Annotated in this window: 10 protein-coding genes; 4 read left to right on the forward strand and 6 right to left on the reverse strand. The window is 63.9% G+C overall.

Annotated elements, in window-relative coordinates; translation table 11 throughout:
- Positions 1 to 83 precede the first annotated feature (83 nt).
- From G6N68_RS00920 to G6N68_RS00940, 5 genes are all read right to left on the reverse strand, one after another.
- A complete protein-coding gene (locus tag G6N68_RS00920) occupies positions 84 to 647 on the reverse strand; it encodes a hypothetical protein (protein WP_205351202.1) in 564 nt (187 codons plus the stop codon).
- A 113-nt stretch (positions 648 to 760) separates the two neighbouring features.
- On the reverse strand, positions 761 to 1,288 hold the full coding sequence (locus G6N68_RS00925; protein ID WP_163706758.1) for a PadR family transcriptional regulator: 528 nt from the start codon (positions 1,286 to 1,288) through the stop codon (positions 761 to 763).
- A 234-nt stretch (positions 1,289 to 1,522) separates the two neighbouring features.
- On the reverse strand, positions 1,523 to 2,962 hold the full coding sequence (locus tag G6N68_RS00930) for an amino acid permease (protein WP_163706760.1): 1,440 nt from the start codon (positions 2,960 to 2,962) through the stop codon (positions 1,523 to 1,525).
- A gap of 158 nt (positions 2,963 to 3,120) precedes the next feature.
- Positions 3,121 to 3,777 carry an enoyl-CoA hydratase-related protein gene (locus G6N68_RS00935; protein WP_163706762.1) on the reverse strand — a complete coding sequence of 219 codons (657 nt, stop codon included), beginning with the start codon at positions 3,775 to 3,777 and terminating at the stop codon, positions 3,121 to 3,123.
- The gene (locus G6N68_RS00940) at positions 3,774 to 4,400 is read right to left on the reverse strand and encodes a TetR/AcrR family transcriptional regulator (protein WP_163706764.1); all 627 of its coding nucleotides are present in this window, start codon (positions 4,398 to 4,400) and stop codon (positions 3,774 to 3,776) included. The genes G6N68_RS00935 and G6N68_RS00940 overlap by 4 nt, the downstream gene beginning before the upstream one ends.
- 249 nt (positions 4,401 to 4,649) lie before the next feature.
- Between G6N68_RS00940 and dnaK the strand changes: the two genes are divergently transcribed.
- The 4 genes from dnaK to G6N68_RS00960 are packed head-to-tail and all read left to right on the forward strand — an operon-like array spanning position 4,650 to position 8,825.
- Entirely contained in the window at positions 4,650 to 6,527 is a 1,878-nt protein-coding gene (dnaK, locus tag G6N68_RS00945) for a molecular chaperone DnaK (RefSeq protein ID WP_163706766.1), read from the forward strand.
- Positions 6,524 to 7,231, forward strand: coding sequence for a nucleotide exchange factor GrpE (grpE, locus tag G6N68_RS00950; RefSeq protein WP_163706767.1), 708 nt, complete (start codon positions 6,524 to 6,526; stop codon positions 7,229 to 7,231). The genes dnaK and grpE overlap by 4 nt, the downstream gene beginning before the upstream one ends.
- Before the next feature lie 41 nt (positions 7,232 to 7,272).
- Positions 7,273 to 8,442, forward strand: coding sequence for a molecular chaperone DnaJ (gene dnaJ, locus G6N68_RS00955; protein WP_163706770.1), 1,170 nt, complete (start codon positions 7,273 to 7,275; stop codon positions 8,440 to 8,442).
- Positions 8,442 to 8,825, forward strand: a complete 384-nt coding sequence (locus tag G6N68_RS00960; RefSeq protein WP_163706772.1) for a heat shock protein transcriptional repressor HspR — start codon at positions 8,442 to 8,444, stop codon at positions 8,823 to 8,825. The genes dnaJ and G6N68_RS00960 overlap by 1 nt, the downstream gene beginning before the upstream one ends.
- A 60-nt stretch (positions 8,826 to 8,885) precedes the next feature.
- Here the strand turns inward: G6N68_RS00960 and G6N68_RS00965 are convergent, their stop codons facing one another.
- Positions 8,886 to 19,367 carry a PPE family protein gene (locus G6N68_RS00965; RefSeq protein ID WP_163706774.1) on the reverse strand — a complete coding sequence of 3,494 codons (10,482 nt, stop codon included), beginning with the start codon at positions 19,365 to 19,367 and terminating at the stop codon, positions 8,886 to 8,888.
- Between the last annotated feature and the right edge of the window lie 55 nt (positions 19,368 to 19,422).

Below are 19,422 nucleotides of genomic sequence, written 5' to 3' on the forward strand. Positions count from 1 at the left end.
CGCTAACCGATCCGACGCTTGGTGGGTAGATATTTCAGCGTTGTGGCGGGACCAAAAAGGTCACCGGACTCCACTTATTTCCTTCAGAAGGTGCTGACCTTCTCGACGCTGACGAACATCCCGTGGCCGGTGGCATTGTTCTTGAAGTTGGTGCCCTCTTCAGTCGCGTTGATGGTCCATCCCGCAGCGTCGTACACCTTGTAGTCGATGGTGACGGTGGGGATGGCACCGAGGTTACCCAACACCCACTGAACCTTGCCCGAGGAGGTGATGTGGACGCCGTTGGTGCGCTCCCCGTCCTGCATCGGGGAATTCTTGAACGGCGCCTCACAGCCGACGCTGTCCTTGTTGATCTGACAGCGGGTCAACCCGGACTTGGTCTCGATGAAGACGTAGCCGTTCTCGTCCGGTGGCAGCGGAATGGCGCCTGCAGGGGTGGTCGGCCCGGGAGACAACGTCGATGGGGTCGGGCTTTCGCTGGTCGGTGGCGCTGAGGTGGTCGGCCTTGGTGTAGGGAAGGACGGTTCGGTGTGCTCCGGCTTGGGGTGCGCGATCGGCTTACCGTCGATAGTCGTGGTGCATCCGCCAAGCAGCGCAGAAGTTGCCAGGGCGGCCAATCCCCACCGTGCTGTATGCGATAACCGCACGCGCCTCTCCCCGTATCTCAATAACAACAGGTCAGATTACGCATGATGCGGCGCCAGTCATTGCAGTGACGCGCTGTTGGGACGGCGCCGATGACAAAGCGTTACGCCCAGCGTCACCGATTGGCGCGTTGGTTCAAGCCGTCGATCACCCAGTCCGCCCATTCCATTTCGTGCTGGGTCCACCGCAGTCCTTGCTCGAGGACGGCGCGGGCGAAGAACGCATCGTCGTCGGCCGACCAGTCGTAGGCGTCGAGGATCTGCTGATAGTGGGCGTGTTCCTGCGCGGATTCGGCTTTCAGCGTCTCCAGGTACTCGCGCGCCTGGCTGGAGGTGAGCTGGCCGAGGAGAAAGACCCGCAGCATCGCCGCGTTGCGAATCGGGGGGTCGTCTTGCGGCGACAGCATCCAGCGGGTTAGTTCGGCGCGTCCGGCGTCGGTGATTGCGTACTCTTTGCGGCCGCGCGGCCCCACATCGGAGACCTTGATGAACCCGTTGTCGGCCAACTTGTTGAGCTCACCGTAGAGCTGGCTCTGGGTGGCCGGCCACATGTTGTCCATGGACTCTTTGAACTTTTTGAGCAAGTCATAGCCACTGGCAGGCTCTTGTGCCAGTAGTCCGAGCGCGGCGTGTCGGAGGCTCACACGGCCATCGTAACCGTCCAATTGTGACATGTCACTATCGGAAGGTAGGGCGGGTGGTGCCCGCGTTGAGACTGCGCTGGTGGCGGGGGCTACTCGAACTTTGTCGCCTAGGCGCAGAGTCAACGGGCCAGCGCCGGACGTGATCGTTGAGACTGCGCTGGTGGCGGGGGTTACTCGAACTTTGTCGCCACAGGCGCAGAGTCAACGTGAAGGCGCCCAGCCCAGCGCCGAACGCTAAGCGCGGGTGGCATCCTCCGCAGCTGACGCCGCGGCGGTTTCCCGCACGCGATTGCGCACCAGGAACCAGCCACCGATGAGGGCGGGAATGCCAAGTAGCGCGGCCGCGATCATCCACTTGCCGAACACGTCGTCGAAGAACATCAGGATCAAGACGCCCAGCAAGAATGCCAGCGTCACGTAACCGCTGTAGGGCGACAGCGGCATCCGGAACTTCGGCCGCTCCACCTGTCCCGTCGTCGACAGATGGTGGAAGCGCAGTTGGCACGCCACGATCGTCACCCAGGCGACGATGACGCCGGTGGCGGCGATGTGCAGCACGATTTCGAATGCCTGGCTCGGCTTGATGGCATTGAGGACGATGCCGAACAGCCCGATCCCGGCGGTGAGCAGAATGCCGCCGAATGGCACGCCGTTCTTCGACATCGGCGCGGTGAATTTGGGCCCACTGCCGTTGATCGCCATCGACCGCAGGATCCGGCCCGTGGAGTAGAGCCCGGCGTTGAGGCTGGACAGCGCGGCGGTGAGCACCACCAGGTTCATCAGGTCATCGCCCCAGCTCAGGCCGAGCTTTTCGAAGAACGTCACGAACGGGCTGACATGTGCGTGGTACGCGGTGTAGGGGAGCAGCAGGGCCAACAGGATCGTCGACCCGACGTAGAAGACGGCGATGCGGAACACCACCGAGTTGATCGCACGCGGCATGATCCGTTCCGGATCCTCGGTCTCGCCCGCCGCGATACCGACCAGCTCGATTGCGGCGTAAGCGAAAACCACGCCCGAGGTGACGAGCACCAGCGGCAGCAGGCCGACCGGCAAGAGTCCGCCATGCTGGCTCCACAGCGACCACCCGGTGTCTTGGCCGTCAACCTTGAAGCGCCCGGCCAGAAAGATGGTCCCGACGACCAGGAAAGTGACCAGCGCCAGCACCTTGATCAACGCGGCCCAGAATTCCAGTTCGCCGAAGAGCTTGACCGAGATCAGGTTCATCGCCAGCACCACCAGCAGCGCGATGAGCGCCAGCGTCCACTGCGGGACGACGTGGAAAAAGCGCCAGTAGTGGCAGTAGTGGGCGATGGCCGTGGTGTCCACGATCCCGGTCATCGCCCAGTTCAGGAAATACATCCAGCCGGCGGCGTAGGCCGCCTTCTCGCCGAAGAATTCCCGGGCGTAGGACACGAACGATCCCGACGACGGGCGGTGCAGTACCAGCTCGCCGAGGGCTCGCAGGATGAAGAACACGAAGACGCCGCAGATGCCGTAAACGATGAACAATCCCGGCCCGGCCGTTTCGAGCCGCTCGCCGGCGCCGAGGAAAAGGCCCGTCCCGATGGCGCCGCCGAGGGCGATCATCTGCAGTTGTCGGTTCTTGAGGGCCTTGTGATACCCCTCGTCTTCGCGGCTGAGCCGCTCGACATCGGTGTCTGACGGTGCCATCGAGCTCCTATCGCCGCGAAGCGGGTTGGCTGTCAGGCTAACTCACGGCCAGGTCCCGCGCCTTTGGAGGAGATTGTGTGGAGATTGACGCGAGATTTAGCAGCTGTCGCCGACCTGGGCACCGCCGCGAACTACACACGGAACGGGTTGAGAAGAGCTCAGATCGCCGTCAGCGCCGTAACCGCGTCGCCGAACATCGTCTGTTTGATGGCGCCGAGCGTGCCCTGGTCCTTTGCGCCGAGGGGGCGCAGCAGATCGACCGCGGCGGCGGTCACGGCACCCTCGGCAGCGGTGGCGTCGACGATTCCGATGCTGGCGGCGTCGACGCCGCCGAAGCGGCGACCCGTCGTCATGGAGGCGACCGCCGGCTGCGGAGCCAGTTTGGCCTGTATCAATGCCGCCATACCCGGTGTGAACGGAATGTTGATGTCGACCTCCGGGAAGCAGAAGAAGCCCCGGTCGGCGCGCATCACTCGGAAGTCGTGCGCAACCGCCAACATCGCGCCCGCGCCAAACGCGTGCCCGACGATGGCGGCGGCGGTGGGAATCGGCAGGGTGAGCATGCGGGCCAGTAGGCCCTGGACCCGCCCGACGTACCACTGGGTCTGGTCGCTGTGCGCGCCCAACCAATCCAGGTCCAGGCCGTTGGTGTAGAACTTTCCGGTCGCGGTCGTGACCAGGCCGTTCGGACGGTTGGCGACGATCTCGCCGAGCTTGGTGTCGATGTCATCGAGAAAGCTTGGTGAGAAACGGTTTTCGTCGTCGCCCAGGTCCAGAATGGCGATCTGGTCGTCGTAGGTCAGGGTGATCGTCATGCTGCTGCCCTTTCTGGTGGCGGACCGATGTCCAGAACTGCTGTCACGGCGGCGCGGAGTTGCTGGCGTGCTGTACTGCTGCCCAGCCGGTTTCGGCGCAGCAGAATCGCGGTGGGCAAGTCGACGATGCACGTGGTGATGGTGTCGACGGCCCCCGCGTCCTTGCGTTCCCACACCCGCAGCGCCAACCGGATCATCAGGCTTATCAGCCGCGCCTCGAGAGCCTTTATCTCGGAACCGATCTCCTCGGGCAGGTCTGGCTCGAGCAACTCTTCGCGACGGACCACCAGAAGCAGCGTCGACGAGTTCGGATACTGCTCGGCGAACACCGCCGGCGCGTCGGCGGCGGCGACCACCGCGTCCACTCCGGCTTGCCGGCCCGGCGCTGACAGCGCCTGATCAACCAACGCGGTTTGGGCGTCGAGGAAGCGCCTTCCGGCCCGTAGCCAGACCCGGCCCAGCAGGCCCGCCCGCGACCCGAACGAGTGGTACACCGCGCCGTTGGAAACGCCGACGGCCGCGCTGATCGCGCGGATGGTCACCGCTGCGGGCCCGGACGCGACCGCCAGTGATTCGGCCGCGTCCAGCACCCGGTCGGTGTCATATACGCGGGGGCGGGGCATGGCATGAAACGGTAACAGAGCAAACGCTCTGTTACTAGCGGGCAGTGCCAGCGCCTGGGGAAGCGGCGAAAGAAATAACTGTGCAGACCCGGGAACAAGATGCGAACGGCCCGCGTTAGCATGGTCAGCAAGTTGAGTGCACCAGACTCAAGCTTGGGTTGACAGGGAATCCTCGTCAGGAGCAGGCTTGAGCGGGGTTCACTCAGCATAGTGCAAAAAGAACAGGCTATTTACTCAGGAGGAATCACTATGGCTCGTGCGGTCGGAATCGACCTCGGGACCACCAACTCCGTCGTCGCAGTTCTCGAAGGTGGCGATCCCGTCGTCGTTGCGAACTCCGAGGGCTCGCGGACCACTCCCTCCGTCGTCGCGTTTGCGCGCAACGGTGAGGTGCTGGTCGGCCAGCCCGCGAAGAACCAGGCCGTGACCAACGTCGACCGCACGATTCGGTCGGTGAAGCGGCACATGGGGTCGGACTGGACCGTCGAGATCGACGACAAGAAATACACCGCCCCGGAGATCAGCGCTCGCGTGCTGATGAAGCTCAAGCGCGACGCCGAGGCGTACCTCGGTGAGGACATCACCGATGCGGTCATCACGACCCCCGCCTACTTCAACGACGCCCAGCGTCAGGCCACCAAGGACGCCGGTCAGATCGCCGGCCTCAACGTGTTGCGCATCGTCAACGAGCCGACGGCAGCCGCACTGGCCTACGGCCTGGACAAGGGCGAGAAGGAACAGACCATCCTGGTCTTCGACTTGGGCGGCGGCACGTTCGACGTGTCCCTGCTGGAGATCGGTGAGGGCGTGGTCGAGGTTCGTGCCACCAGCGGTGACAACCACCTCGGTGGCGACGACTGGGACCAGCGGGTCGTGGACTGGCTGGTCGACAAGTTCAAGGCCACCAGCGGCATCGACCTGACCAAGGACAAGATGGCGATGCAGCGGCTGCGCGAAGCGGCCGAGAAGGCCAAGATCGAGCTGAGCTCGAGCCAGAGCACCTCGATCAACCTGCCCTACATCACCGTCGACGCGGACAAGAACCCGCTGTTCCTCGACGAGCAGCTGACCCGTGCGGAGTTCCAGCGGATCACCCAGGACCTGCTGGACCGGACTCGCAAGCCGTTCCAGTCGGTGATCGCCGACGCCGGCATCTCGGTGGCCGACATCGACCACGTGGTGCTGGTGGGTGGTTCGACCCGTATGCCCGCGGTGACCGACCTGGTCAAGGAGCTCACCGGTGGCAAGGAGCCCAACAAGGGCGTCAACCCGGACGAGGTCGTTGCCGTCGGTGCCGCGCTGCAGGCCGGCGTCCTCAAGGGCGAGGTGAAAGATGTTCTGCTGCTTGACGTTACGCCGCTGAGTCTCGGTATCGAGACCAAGGGTGGCGTGATGACCAAGCTGATCGAGCGCAACACCACCATCCCGACCAAGCGGTCGGAGACCTTCACCACGGCCGACGACAACCAGCCGTCCGTGCAGATCCAGGTCTACCAGGGTGAGCGCGAGATCGCGGCGCACAACAAGCTGCTCGGATCGTTCGAGCTGACCGGCATCCCGCCGGCCCCTCGCGGTGTCCCGCAGATCGAGGTCACCTTCGACATCGACGCCAACGGCATCGTGCACGTCACCGCCAAGGACAAGGGCACCGGCAAGGAGAACACCATCCGGATCCAGGAAGGCTCTGGCCTGTCCAAGGAAGAGATCGACCGGATGATCAAGGACGCCGAGGCCCACGCCGAGGAGGACCGCAAGCGTCGCGAGGAGGCCGACGTCCGAAACCAGGCCGAGACGCTGGTCTACCAGACGGAGAAGTTCGTCGCCGAACAGAGGGGCGCAACGTCCGAGTCCGGCGGCTCGAAGGTGCCCGAAGACACGCTGAACAAGGTGGACGGCGCCATCGCCGAGGCCAAGACCGCGTTGGCAGGTAGCGACATTGCCGCGATCAAGGCGGCGATGGAGAAGCTGGGCCAGGAGTCGCAGGCTCTGGGGCAGGCGATCTACGAGGCGACCCAGGCCGCGGGCGGCGGAGATGCCGACGGGTTCCAGCCCGGCGGCAGTGCCGGACCGGGTGCTGACGACGTCGTGGACGCGGAGGTGGTCGACGACGACCGGGAGGCCAAGTGACGGGCGGCAACGAAACTCCGCACGACGACCCGCAAGAACCGGTAACCGTCACCGACAAGCGTCGGATCGACCCCCAGACCGGTGAAGTTCGGCAGACCCCTCCCGGCAACTCGCCGGGAGGGGCCGAACAAGCGGGCCAAAGCGGCAAGGCCAATCAGGCCAATCAGGCCAATCAGGCCGACAAGGTCGCTGAGCTGACCGCCGATCTGCAGCGGGTGCAGGCCGATTTCACCAACTACCGCAAGCGGGCGCTGCGCGATCAGCAGGCGGCGGCGGACCGGGCCAAGGCCACCGTCGTCAGCCAATTGCTGGGCGTGCTCGACGATCTCGACCGCGCCCGCAAGCACGGCGATCTGGAGTCCGGCCCGCTGAAGTCGGTCGCCGACAAGCTGTCCAGCGCGCTGTCCGGTCTCGGGTTGACGCCGTTCGGTGCCGAAGGCGAGGACTTCGACCCGGCGTTACACGAGGCCGTGCAGCACGAAGGTGACGGCGGCCCGGACTCGAGGCCGGTGATCGGCACTGTCATGCGGCAGGGTTACCGACTGGGCGAGCAGGTGCTGCGGCACGCGCTCGTCGGCGTCGTCGACACGGTCGACACGCCTTCCGACAAGGCCGCGAAAGCGCCTGCTGCGGACCCCTTCGAGCAGATCCTCGAAAGCGAGCAGGCCGACTCCGGCGACAAAGACAGCGGTTCGGGCGAATAGGGCTCAAAATCAACGGGAAAGGTGAGAGGGGGTGACGCGACATGGCCCAGCGTGAATGGGTCGAAAAAGACTTCTACAAGGAGCTAGGCGTCTCTCCTGACGCTACTGAGGACCAGATCAAGAAGGCCTACCGCAAGCTGGCTTCGGAGTTCCATCCGGACAAGAATCCCGCGGGCGCAGAGCGTTTCAAGGCTGTGTCCGAGGCCTACAGCGTCTTGTCGGACGAGGCAAAGAAGAAGGAGTACGACGAAACGCGGCGGCTCTTCGCCGGCGGCGGTTTCGGTCGGCGGCGCTTTGACACCGGTGGTTTCGGCGGCTTCGGCGGCGGCGGCGACGGCGTTGAGTTCAACCTCAACGACCTGTTCGACGCCGCCAGCCGGGGCGGCGGCGCCAACATCGGCGACTTGTTCGGCGGCCTGTTCGGACGCGGCGCAAGTCCCCGGCCCAGCCGGCCGCGGCGCGGCAACGATCTGGAGACCGAGACCGAGCTCGATTTCGTCGAGGCCGCCAAGGGGGTGGCCATGCCGTTGCGGCTGACCAGTCCGGCACCGTGCACCAACTGCCACGGCAGCGGGGCGCGTCCGGGCACCAGCCCGAAGGTGTGTGCCACCTGCAACGGCGCCGGTGTGATCAACCGCAACCAGGGTGCGTTCGGCTTCTCCGAACCGTGCACCGACTGCCGGGGCAGTGGCTCGATCATCGAGCACCCCTGCGACGAGTGCAAAGGCACCGGAGTCACCACGCGTACCCGCACGATAAACGTGCGGATCCCGCCGGGCGTCGAGGACGGGCAGCGGATCCGGTTGGCCGGCCAGGGTGAGGCGGGCCTGCGCGGGGCGCCTTCGGGCGACCTGTACGTGACGGTTCACGTACGCCCGGACAAGGTGTTCGGGCGCGACGGCGACGACCTCACCGTGACGGTCCCGGTTAGCTTCCACGAATTGGCTTTGGGCTCAACGCTTTCGGTGCCCACCCTGGACGGTACCGTCGGGGTTCGGGTGCCGAAGGGCACCGCCGATGGCCGCATCCTGCGGGTCCGCGGTCGGGGTGTGCCCAAGCGCGGCGGCGGAAGTGGCGACCTGCTCGTCACCGTCAAGGTAGCCGTTCCGCCGAACCTGGAAGGCGCCGCCCAGGAGGCGCTGGAAACCTACGCGGCGGCCGAAAGAGCTAGTGGATTCAACCCAAGAGCGGGATGGGCAGGTAACCGCTGATGGCAAAAAACCAGAAGAGAGAAGAAGCCCGTACCTTCATGATCTCGGTGGCCGCCGAGCTGGCCGGAATGCACGCGCAGACCCTGCGCACCTACGACCGGCTCGGTCTGGTCAGTCCGCAGCGCACTTCCGGTGGCGGGCGGCGGTATTCCCAGCACGACGTGGAACTGCTGCGCGAGGTGCAGCGCCTATCGCAGGACGAGGGCGTCAACCTCGCCGGCATCAAGCGCATCATCGAGTTGACCAACCAGGTCGAGGCGTTGCAGTCGCGGTTGCACGAGATGTCTGAGGAACTGGCTGCCTTGCGCGCCAAGCAGCGCCGCGAAGTTGCGGTGGTGCCGAAGAGCACCGCCTTGGTCGTCTGGAAACCGCGCCACCGCTGAGCTGTGCCGCCGCTGACGCGGCGACTTCGCGCCCGGCTACGGCCGAATCGCCAGCCCGACTCAGGGCAGGACGTTGTCCTGCAGGATGCCGGAGAGGTGGTCGCCGTAGTTGCCGAAGCCGGAGATGAACGCCTGGGTCAGGATGTCCAGCACGGTGGTGTTGTAGAAGCCGGACATGAAGTTGCCCAGGTTCGCCCAGCCCGATTCCAGCGTGCCGAAGTTCTGGAAGCCCGACAGTCCTGGGCCACCGGCGTTGAACATGCCCGACACCTGGGCGAACGCGTTCCCGATACCCGACACGGCGCCGTCGACGGCGTCGTTGAAGAAGCCGGACGCGCCGCCCGCACCGGAGTTGAAGAAGCCCGACGACGGAGTGTCGGTCGAGTTGAAGAAGCCCGGTTGTCCCTGCCACCCGAAGCTGAGCTCGAACGGTCCCACGTTGCCCGCGCCGAGGAAGCTGAGCGGGTTCTGGATGACCATGTTGAGCGGCATCTCGGGGTTGAGGACGCTCGGATCGATCGTGTAGGGCCCGACCTCGACGGTGTAGATGTGGAACGGCGGAAGGGTGCCGCTGAGTACACATCCGACGAACGGGATGTAGATGATGCAGACCGTGATCTGCAGGCTGAGCGGAATGGAGAACTGGGACAGGGTGAACATGTCCTGGGTGATGGCATTGATCGTGCCGGTGATCGGAATCTCGATATTGCCCTGAACGTCGTAGTCCCAAGGGATCTCGGGAATGGTGGTCCGGTACTCGAAACCGCCCAGGCCCTGGTAGTCGCCTCGCCAGAAGGCGCCGTTGCTGTAGTTGCCGCCGATGAAGAAACCGGTGTTGACGTTGCCGGAGTTTCCGATACCGGTGTTGGAGTTGCCGGTGTTGAACCAACCGGTGTTGTAGTCGCCCTGGTTGAAGTCGCCGGTGTTGTAGTCGCCCGGGTTGAAGCTCCCGGTGTTGAAGTGGCCGGTGTTGTAGAAACCGGTGTTGAAGTTGCCGGTGTTGCCGATACCGGTGTTGACCATGCCGGCGTTGAAGAAGCCGGTGTTGACGGTGCCGGTGTTGCCGATGCCGGTGTTGTACTCGCCGGAGTTGAACAGGCCCCAGTTGCCGTTGCCGGAGTTGCCGATACCGAAGTTGTTGGTGCCGGAGTTGAACAGGCCGACGTTGCCGTCGCCCGAGTTCCAGCCGCCAAATCCGGTGAGCGCGTTGCCGGTAAGGCCGATGCCGATGTTCCCGTCGCCGGTGTTGCCGAAGCCGATGTTGTTGGTGCCGGTGTTGCCCCAACCGATGTTGAAGCTGCCGGTGTTGCCGAAGCCGATGTTCTGGATGGCCGCCGAGAGCCCCGGGCCGGCGTTGCCGAAGCCCCAGTTGCCGCTGCCGATGTTGCCCCAACCGATGTTGAAGCCGCCGATGTTGCCGCCGCCCAGGTTGTAGTCGCCGACATTGCCGTTGCCGATGTTGAAGGCGCCGATGTTGCCGCTGCCCACGTTGTAGACGCCGATGTCAGCGCTGCCGAAGTTCCAGAATCCGAGGTTGGCCAGGCCCACGTTGAAAGTCGTTGAGCTGGCACCGTCTTGGAACCAACCGGCCAGGAAGGAGCCGATGTTGTCGAATCCCGAGATGATGGACGGGTTTCCGGGGGTGCCGGTGCCGGTGTTGAGCCAACCGGAGATGGTGTTGCCGAGGTTGGCGAAGCCGGACTGCAGCGTCCCGTAGTTCTGCAAGCCAGAGTTGCCGACCAGCGCGGTGGCGAAGTTGAAGATGCCCGAGTTGTTGCCGAAGTTCTGCAGGCCCGACGCGCTGCCCTGGCCCCAGTTGAGGAAGCCCGACGACAGTCCGCTGGTCTGGTTGAAGAAGCCCGGCTGGGGCACCAGGTCGATGAGCGGGATGTAGGCGGGTCCGCCGCCGAAGTTGCCGACGATGTTGATGAGGGTTTGCGGGTTGCCGGGTCCGTACGGCGGGGGATTGCCGATGTTGATCGTGATCACCGCCGGGTTGGTGTCCCCGAAGCTCAAAGTGATCGGCGTGTTCTGCGGCGCGTTGACGTCGCCGCCGTGGAGGTTGATGGGGTTGACGTTGGCGATGACCGTGCCGCTGAGGATGCCCAGGTCCAACGTGCCGAAGGCGCCGAACGAAGGAATCGTGATCGCGGGGATGGACACCGGGGTGATGCTGACGGTGATCGGGATGTGGACCGGAACCTCGACCGTCAGGAAGCCGGTGGTCCGCTGCGCGACCATGGTGTAGTTGGCCCACAGCAGGCCTTGGCGGTCGGCGCGCCAGAGCATGCCGTTGTTCTGGCTGCCGGTGCTGAAGCTGCCGGTGTTGAAGTCGCCGACGTTGGCCCAGCCGGTGTTGTAGTTGCCGGGGTTGTAGGCACCGGTGTTGAAGTCGCCCAGGTTGGCCCAGCCGGTGTTGAAGGCGCCGAAGTTGAAGAGGCCGGTGTTGTAGTCGCCCGGGTTGACCAGACCGGTGTTGAAGTTGCCAGTGTTGAAGAAGCCCGAGTTCCAGGTGCCGGTGTTGCCGATCCCGGTGTTGCCGGTGCCGGTGTTGCCGATGCCCCAGTTTCCGGTGCCGGAGTTGCCGAATCCGACGTTGCCGGTGCCGGAGTTGAACAGGCCGATGTTGAAGCTGCCGGAGTTGGTGCCCCCGATGCCGATCTGGTTGTCGCCGGACAGGCCGATACCGAAGCCGCCGTTACCCATGTTGCCGATGCCGACGTTGCCGTTGCCGGAGTTGAAGAACCCGATGTTGCCGGTGCCGGAGTTGAACAAGCCCCAGTTGCCGGTGCCGGAGTTGAAGAAGCCGGTGTTGGCGATCCCGGAGTTCAGCGATTCGAACCCTTGCAGGCCGTCGCCGGTGATTCCGATGCCGATGTTGTTGGAGCCGGTGTTGAAGAAGCCGATGTTGTTGGTGCCGGTGTTGCCGATGCCGATGTTGAAGTCGCCGGCGTTGGAAAGGCCAATGTTGTTGTCGCCCAAGTTGAACAGGCCCATGTTGTCCAGGCCGAAGTTCAATGGGCCGAGTCCGACCTGGCCGGTGCCGGTGAGCCCGATGCCGATGTTGCCGTCGCCGGTGTTGCCGAAGCCGATGTTGCCGCTGCCGGTGTTGCCCCAGCCGAAGTTGCTGTCGCCGATGTTGCCGAAGCCGATGTTGTTGAGCGCGGCGGTCAGGCCCGGGCCCATGTTGCCGAACCCGATGTTGTTGTCGCCGATGTTGCCGAAGCCGATGTTGTTGAAGCCGATGTTGCCGAAGCCGATGTTGTTGCTACCGGAGTTGGCGCTGCCGAGGTTGAAGTCGCCGAAGTTCGCGCTGCCGATGTTCAACGCGCCGACGTTGGCCAGGCCCGCGTTGAAGATCGTCGATCCGTCGACGCCGCGGAACAGACCGGCCAGGTCGGTGCCGATGTTGAACATGCCCGAGAAGTTGGCCGCGGTCGTCAGGTCCGCGGTGCTGGTGTTGTACCAACCCGAGACGGTGTTGCCCAGGTTCGCCCAGCCGGACACCAGCGAACCGAAGTTCTGCATGCCCGAGTTGCCGACGGCCGCCAAGGTGGAGTTCCAGTAACCCGAGTTGGGGCCGAAGTTCCCGAAGCCCGAGGCGCTGCCGTTGCCCGAGTTGAAGAAGCCGGACGACGGGGTGCTGGTCGTGTTCCCGAAGCCCGGGTTCGCCGGAATGTCCAGTAGCAGAACCCGGATCGGGCCGGCGCCGCTGCGGATGGAGATGGGGATCGAAATGCTGTCGCCGCCGATGGAGACATTGATGACGGGCAGGATGCCGCTGACCGGCGGAATGAAGATGGGCCCGATGCCGAAGTTGGTGATGCCGATGGCGTTGATCGTGATGCGTGGCAGCGTGAACCCGTTGAGCAGCAGGCTGCCGAGGTTGAGGTTGATCGGAATGTTGATCGGAATGTTGAGGTCGAAGGCCAGCACCGAGAACTCCGGGATGTTGATCTCGGTGTGGGTGCCCCACAGACCCTGGTAGTCGCCGCGCCAGAGGAAGCCGTTGTTGAAGCTGCCCGCGTTGAAGGCGCCGGTGTTGACGTCGCCGGCGTTCGCCCAGCCGGTGTTGAGGTCGCCGGTGTTGAAGCTGCCGGTGTTGTAGTCGCCGGAGTTGAAGCTACCGGTGTTGGTGCTACCGGTGTTGAAGCTGCCGGTGTTGTAGACGCCCGGGTTGGCGAAGCCGCTGTTGGCGATGCCGGTGTTGTACCCGCCGGTGTTCGCGGTGCCCGCATTGCCCATGCCGGTGTTGAGCTCGCCGGCGTTCCACAGGCCCCAGTTGCCGGTGCCGGCGTTGGCGAGGCCCTGGTTGCCCACGCCCGAGTTGCCGATCCCGACGTTTCCGGTGCCGGAGTTGAAGAAGCCGACGTTGTTGGTGCCCGAGTTGAACAAGCCGATGTTGCCGGAACCCGAGTTCCAGCCGCCGAACCCTTGCTGGTTGTCGCCGGAAAGACCGATGCCGATGTTGTTGTTGCCGGTGTTGCCGAACCCGATGTTGTTGCTGCCGTTGTTGCCGAAGCCCTGGTTGAAGTCGCCCAGGTTGCCCAGGCCGAAGTTGTTGCTGCCCAGGTTCCCGAAGCCGAAATTGGCGTCCCCGCGGTTGCCGGAGAAGATGTTGAGGTTGCCGATGTTGCCGCTGCCGAAGTTGCCGTCACCTACGTTGCCGAAGCCGATGTTGCCGTTGCCGACGTTGCCGAAGCCGATGTTGTTGAACCCGATGTTCGCCACGCCGATGTTGGACAACGGGTTGTTGCCGAGGAACCCGGAGAGGTCCACGCCGATGTTGCCGTAACCGGAGACGTTGGACGGCAGCGCAAAACCGAGCGTGCCGGTGTTGAGGAAGCCCGAGACGGTGTTGCCGAGGTTGGATACGCCGGACAGGAACTCGCCGAAGTTCTTGTAGCCCGAAATTCCGGACGTGCCCGAGCTGAGGTTGAAGAAGCCGGAGGTGTTGCTGCCGGTGTTGCCGAAGCCGGAGACCGTCCCGGGGCCGTTGTTGAAGAAGCCCGACGACGCAAGGATGGTCCTGTTCCAGAAGCCCGGGGCCACCGGTACGTCGATGAACGGAAGCTCGATGGGCAGCAGGCCGCCGTTGCCGGTGATGTTGATCAGCGGATCGCCGTTGGCGTAGGTGGTGCCGATGCGAATCCCTATGTTGGGCAAGTTGATGCGCAGTGTCGGGATGGTGATCGAACTCACCGAGACAACCCGGTCGAAGTCAATGCCGATGACATTGATGTCGACGCTCAGGGAAGGAATGGTGAAGGACGAGACGGTGAGCAGGCCGAGCGTGCCGGTGATCGGGATGTCGAGGAAGACCGGCACCCGCAGGTTCACCGGGATCGGGGTGTCGGGGATGCTCTCGGTGAAGTTGGTGCCCCACAGGCCCTGGTAGTCGCCACGCCAGAACATGCCGTTGCTGTAGTTGCCGCTGTTGTACGAGCCGGTGTTGACGTTGCCCTGGTTGGCGAAACCGGTGTTGTAGTTACCCGTGTTCGACCAGCCGGTGTTGTACCAGCCGACGTTGAAGCTGCCGGTGTTGAAGTTGCCCGCGTTGAAGCTGCCGGAGTTGTAGTTGCCGGTGTTGCCCGTACCGGTGTTGACGTTGCCCGGGTTGAACAAGCCGGTGTTGATGTTGCCGGAGTTGAAGAGACCGGTGTTGGTGAAGCCCGCGTTGCCGATACCCCAGTTGCCGGTGCCGGAGTTGCCGATGCCGACGTTTCCGGTGCCGGAGTTGAAGAAGCCGGCGTTGTTCGTGCCCGAGTTGAACAGACCCACGTTGCCGGTGCCGGAGTTCCAGCCGCCGAAGCCTTGCTGGTTGCTGGCGGTGAAGCCGATGCCGATGTTGAAGTTGCCGGTGTTGGCGAACCCGATGTTGCTGCTGCCGGTGTTGGCCAACCCCTGGTTGGCGTTGCCTGCGTTGCCGAGCCCTTGGTTGAGGTCGCCCGCGTTGCCGAAGCCGACGTTGAGGTTGCCCAGGTTGCCCAGGCCGTTGTTGTAGTCGCCGAGGTTTCCGGCGCCGACGTTGAAGTTGCCAAGGTTCCCGAACCCGATGTTGTTGCTGCCGGTGTTGCCGAACCCGATGTTGTTGTCGCCGACGTTGCCGAACCCGATGTTGTTGTTGCCGACGTTGCCCAAACCGATGTTGAACACCTGCGGGCCGGGCGGGGGAGCCATGTTGATGAAGCCGCCCGAGAGGTTGCTGCCGACGTTGTAGATGCCCGAAAGGTTGGCCGGTGCCCCGATTCCGGTGTTGTAGTAGCCCGAAACCGAGTTGCCCAGGTTGGCGAAGCCGGACAGCAGCTCGCCGTAGTTGTTCAAGCCGGAAGCGCCGTTCATCGAGACGTTTTGGAAGCCCGAGATGTTGGCGCCGATGTTGGAGATACCCGACACCGAGCCCGGCCCGCCGTTGTAGAAGCCGGACGACGGCAGGGCGCTGGTGTTGAAGAAGCCGGTGGTCGGCTTGATGTCCAGCAGCGTCCAGTCGGCGGGTCCGATGCTGGCCGTGGCGGGGACGCGGACCATGGTGGTGTCGCTGCCGATCCTGAAGTTGACCTGGGGACCGGAGATCGTGACCCGCGGGATGGTCAGCGAGTTGACTTCGCCGTTGAACAGCGGGAGACCGATGTTGATGGCCAAGCCGAACGGAACGTTGGAGACGGTGATGCCGTCGTAAACGGTGTTGGTAAAGCCGGCGGTGATCGGGATGTCGATCGGAACTTCCACGGTCACGTGGGCCGGAATCTCGGGAATGTGGATGCGGTAGCCGCCACCCCACAGTCCTTGCTCGGGGCCTCGCCAGAAGAACCCGTTGCCCATGTTGCCGGTGATGAAGGCGCCGGTGTCGATGTCGCCCTGGTTGGCAAAGCCCGTGCTGTAGTCGCCGACGTTGTACCAGCCGGTGTTGTAGTCACCCCGGTTGGCGATGCCGGTGTTGAAGTTTCCGGTGTTGTAGCAGCCGGTGTTGTAGTTGCCTGGGTTGCCGACGCCGGTGTTGAACATGCCGGTGTTGAACATGCCGGTGTTGACCCGGCCGGCGTTGCCGATGCCGGTGTTGAGTTCGCCGGAGTTGCCGATGCCGAAGTTGCCGGTGCCCGAGTTGCCGATGCCGATGTTGTTGGTGCCGGAGTTGAAGAAGCCGATGTTGCCGGTGCCAGAGTTCCAGCCGCCGAACCCTTGCTGGCTGTTGCCGATCAGGCCGATGCCGACGTTGTTGTTGCCGGTGTTGCCGAAACCGATGTTGTTGTCGCCGGTGTTGCCCCAACCGATGTTGTTGCTGCCGCTGTTGCCGAAGCCCTGGTTGAAGTCGCCCAGGCTGCCGAAGCCGAAGTTGCCGCTGCCGATGTTGCCACTGCCGAAGTTGAAGCTGCCTATGTTGCCGTCGCCGAAGTTCGAGCTGCCGATGTTGCCGCTGCCGAAGTTGAACCCGCCGAGGTTGCCATCGCCGAAGTTCGAGGCGCCCAGGTTCGCGAAGCCGACGTTGAAGATCTGTCCCATCGGCGTGTTGAACAGGCCGGACATGTTCTGGCCGATGTTGTACAAGCCCGAGATGTCGGCCGGCGTGACGAGATCCAGCACGCTGGTGTTGTAGATGCCCGAAATGCTGTTGCCCAGGTTGGCAAAGCCGGACAGCTGTGCCCCGTAGTTCTGGAAGCCGGAGACGCCCAGCGCGCCCATGCTCGCCGGGCCGCTGTTCCACATGCCCGAAATGTTCTGGCCGAAGTTCTGGAAGCCCGATACGCCTCCGGCGCCCGAGTTGAAGAACCCGGACGAGGGGTTGGTGGTCGTATTGCCGAAACCGGGAGCCGCCGGCACCCGCAGGAAGACGATCTCGCGGCTTTCCACCGCGCCGATGATGCTGATCGGCACGGAGACCGTGGGTCCGCCGATGGAGAGCACGACCGTGGGGGTGTTCAAGTACGAGGTCGAAAGGGTGATGGGGCCCAGGTAGAACAGCCCACCCAGATAGGTGGTGTAGGGGAAGATCGCTCCCGCTTCCGTCACCGGGATCTGCATGGTGGGGAAGGTCATCACCATGTTCACCGGAATGACCATCGACTGATCGATGTCCATTCCCGGGGTGTGGTAGGTCAGGTCGATGCCGATCCAGCCCTGGTTGTCGAGCGATTCGCCGAAGCCGTTGTTGAAATTGCCGGAGTTCGAGAAGCCGGTGTTGACGTTGCCGGTGTTGAAGAAACCGGTGTTGGTGTTGCCGGGGTTGAAGTTGCCCGAGTTGGTGTCGCCGACGTTGTAGCTGCCGGAGTTGAAATCGCCGACGTTGAAGCCGCCGGTGTTGAAGCCGCCGGTGTTGTACCAGCCGGTGTTGAAGCTCCCGGTGTTGCCGATCCCGGTGTTGAAGGTGCCTGCGTTGAGGAAGCCGGTGTTGCTGGTGCCGGGATTGTCGAAGCCCCAGTTGTTGATGCCGGCGTTGTAGAAGCCCCAGTTTCCGGTGCCCGAGTTGCCGATGCCGAAGTTGTTGGTGCCCGAGTTGAAGAAACCGACATTGCCGGTGCCCGAGTTGAACAGGCCGCTGTTGCCCAATCCTGAGTTCAGCGCGCCGAACCCGATCTGATTGTCGCCCGTGAGGCCGATTCCGTAGTTGTTGTTCCCGGTATTGGCGAAGCCGACGTTGTTGCTGCCGGCGTTCGCGAATCCTTGGTTGAAACTGCCGGCGTTGGCGAAGCCGAAGTTGTTGCTGCCGAAGTTGCCGCGGCCGATGTTGTAGCTGCCCAGGTTGCCGAAGCCAAAGTTGAACGAGCCGAGGTTCCCGCCGCCGTAGTTGAAGCTGCCCAGGTTGCCCGAGCCGAGGTTGGAATTGCCGATGTTGCCGGAGCCGAGGTTGACCGCACCGAAGTTGCCGAGGCCAACATTGCCGTCGCCAAAGTTGCCGTTACCGAAGTTCGCGTTGCCGACGTTGCCGAACCCGAAGTTGTTCCGGCCGATGTTCCCGAAGCCGTAGTTGGCGGGTGACGCGGGACCCCCGAAGAACCCGGAAATGTTGGCGCCGTTGTTGAAAACGCCGGAGATGAACGCGGGTGTCCCGACGGCCAGGAAACTCGTGTTCCAGATCCCCGAGACGGTGTTGCCGGAGTTGATGAGACCCGACGAGTTCATGCCGCTGGTCGCGAAGCCCGATACGAAGCCCTCGGAAGTGTTGAAGATGCCGGACGCGTTGGTGCCGGACACGAAGAAGCCGGAGACGGCGCCGTCGCCGCTGTTGAAGAAACCCGACGACGGGGTGGTGGTGGAGTTGAAGTAGCCCGGGCCGCCGGTGAAGAAGTAACCCTGGCCGTCACCGCGCCACAGAAAACCGTTGTTGTAGTTGCCGCTGTTCCAAAAGCCGGTGTTGACGTTGCCGGAGTTGGAGACGCCGGTGTTGTAGTTGCCGCTGTTCAGCCAGCCGGTGTTGAAGCTGCCCTCGTTGAAACCACCGGTGTTGGCGGAGCCTGGGTTGAAGCTGCCCGTGTTGTAGTTGCCGACGTTGCCCCAACCCGTGTTGGCCAGACCGGCGTTGAAGAAGCCCGTGTTGGCGTCACCCGAGTTGCCGATGCCGGTGTTGTAGCTGTTTCCGGAGTTGCCGATGCCCCAGTTGCCGGTGCCGGAGTTCCCGATGCCGACGTTGTTTGTGCCGGAGTTGAACAAACCGATGTTTCCGGTGCCGGAGTTCCAGCCGCCGAAGCCGCTCAACGCATTTCCGACGAGTCCGATGCCGGTATTGCCGTCACCGGTATTGCCGAAGCCGATGTTGTTGTTGCCGGTGTTGCCGAACCCGATGTTTCCGCTGCCGGTGTTGCCGAAGCCGATGTTGTTGAACCCGGTGGTCAAGGCGGGACCGAAGTTGCCGAACCCGATGTTGTTGTTGCCCCGGTTGCCGCTGCCGATGTTGCCGCTGCCGAAGTTGCCGGAGCCGAAGTTCGAGTCACCGACGTTGCCCATGCCGATGTTGCCGAAGCCGATGTTGGCGAAACCAAGGTTGCGGAAGGTGTGCAGGAACCGGGGGAGGAAGATGTCGGCCAACCGCTCGAACGGCGCGAAGAACGGCGCCAACACCGCGACGGCATCCGCTGCCCCGGCGTGGTAGCCGAACATGGCGGCCACATCCTGGGCCCACATCAGTTCGTACTGGGCTTCGGCCGCCGCGATCGCCGGGGCATTCTGACCCAGCACGTTCGACAACACCAACTGCACGAACGTGGAGCGGTTGGCCGCAATGATTTCCGGGTGCACCGTCGCCGCTTGGGCGGCCTCGAACGCCGCCGCCGCGAGCCGAACCTGGGTGGCCGCTTGGTCGGCTTGGGCCGCCACGGTGTTCAGCCAACCCGCGTACGGTGCTGCCATCCCGGCCATTGCCGCCGCTGCCGGCCCCTGCCACACGCCGTCCACCAGGCCGGAGGTCACTGATGCGAATGAGTTCGCGGCTTGGCCCAGTTCGGCGGCCAGCCCTTCCCAGGCTGACGCCGCAGTCAGCATCGGTCCTAGGCCCGCTCCCAGAAATAATCGCGCCGAATTGATCTCTGGGGGCAGCACCGCAAAGCTCATTATTCGTCCCTCACTGCAACCAAGGCCATCACCGAAGTGACGCCGGTGTCAAATC

The organism is Mycobacterium bourgelatii, from assembly GCF_010723575.1.
Classification (GTDB): Bacteria; Actinomycetota; Actinomycetes; order Mycobacteriales; family Mycobacteriaceae; genus Mycobacterium; species Mycobacterium bourgelatii.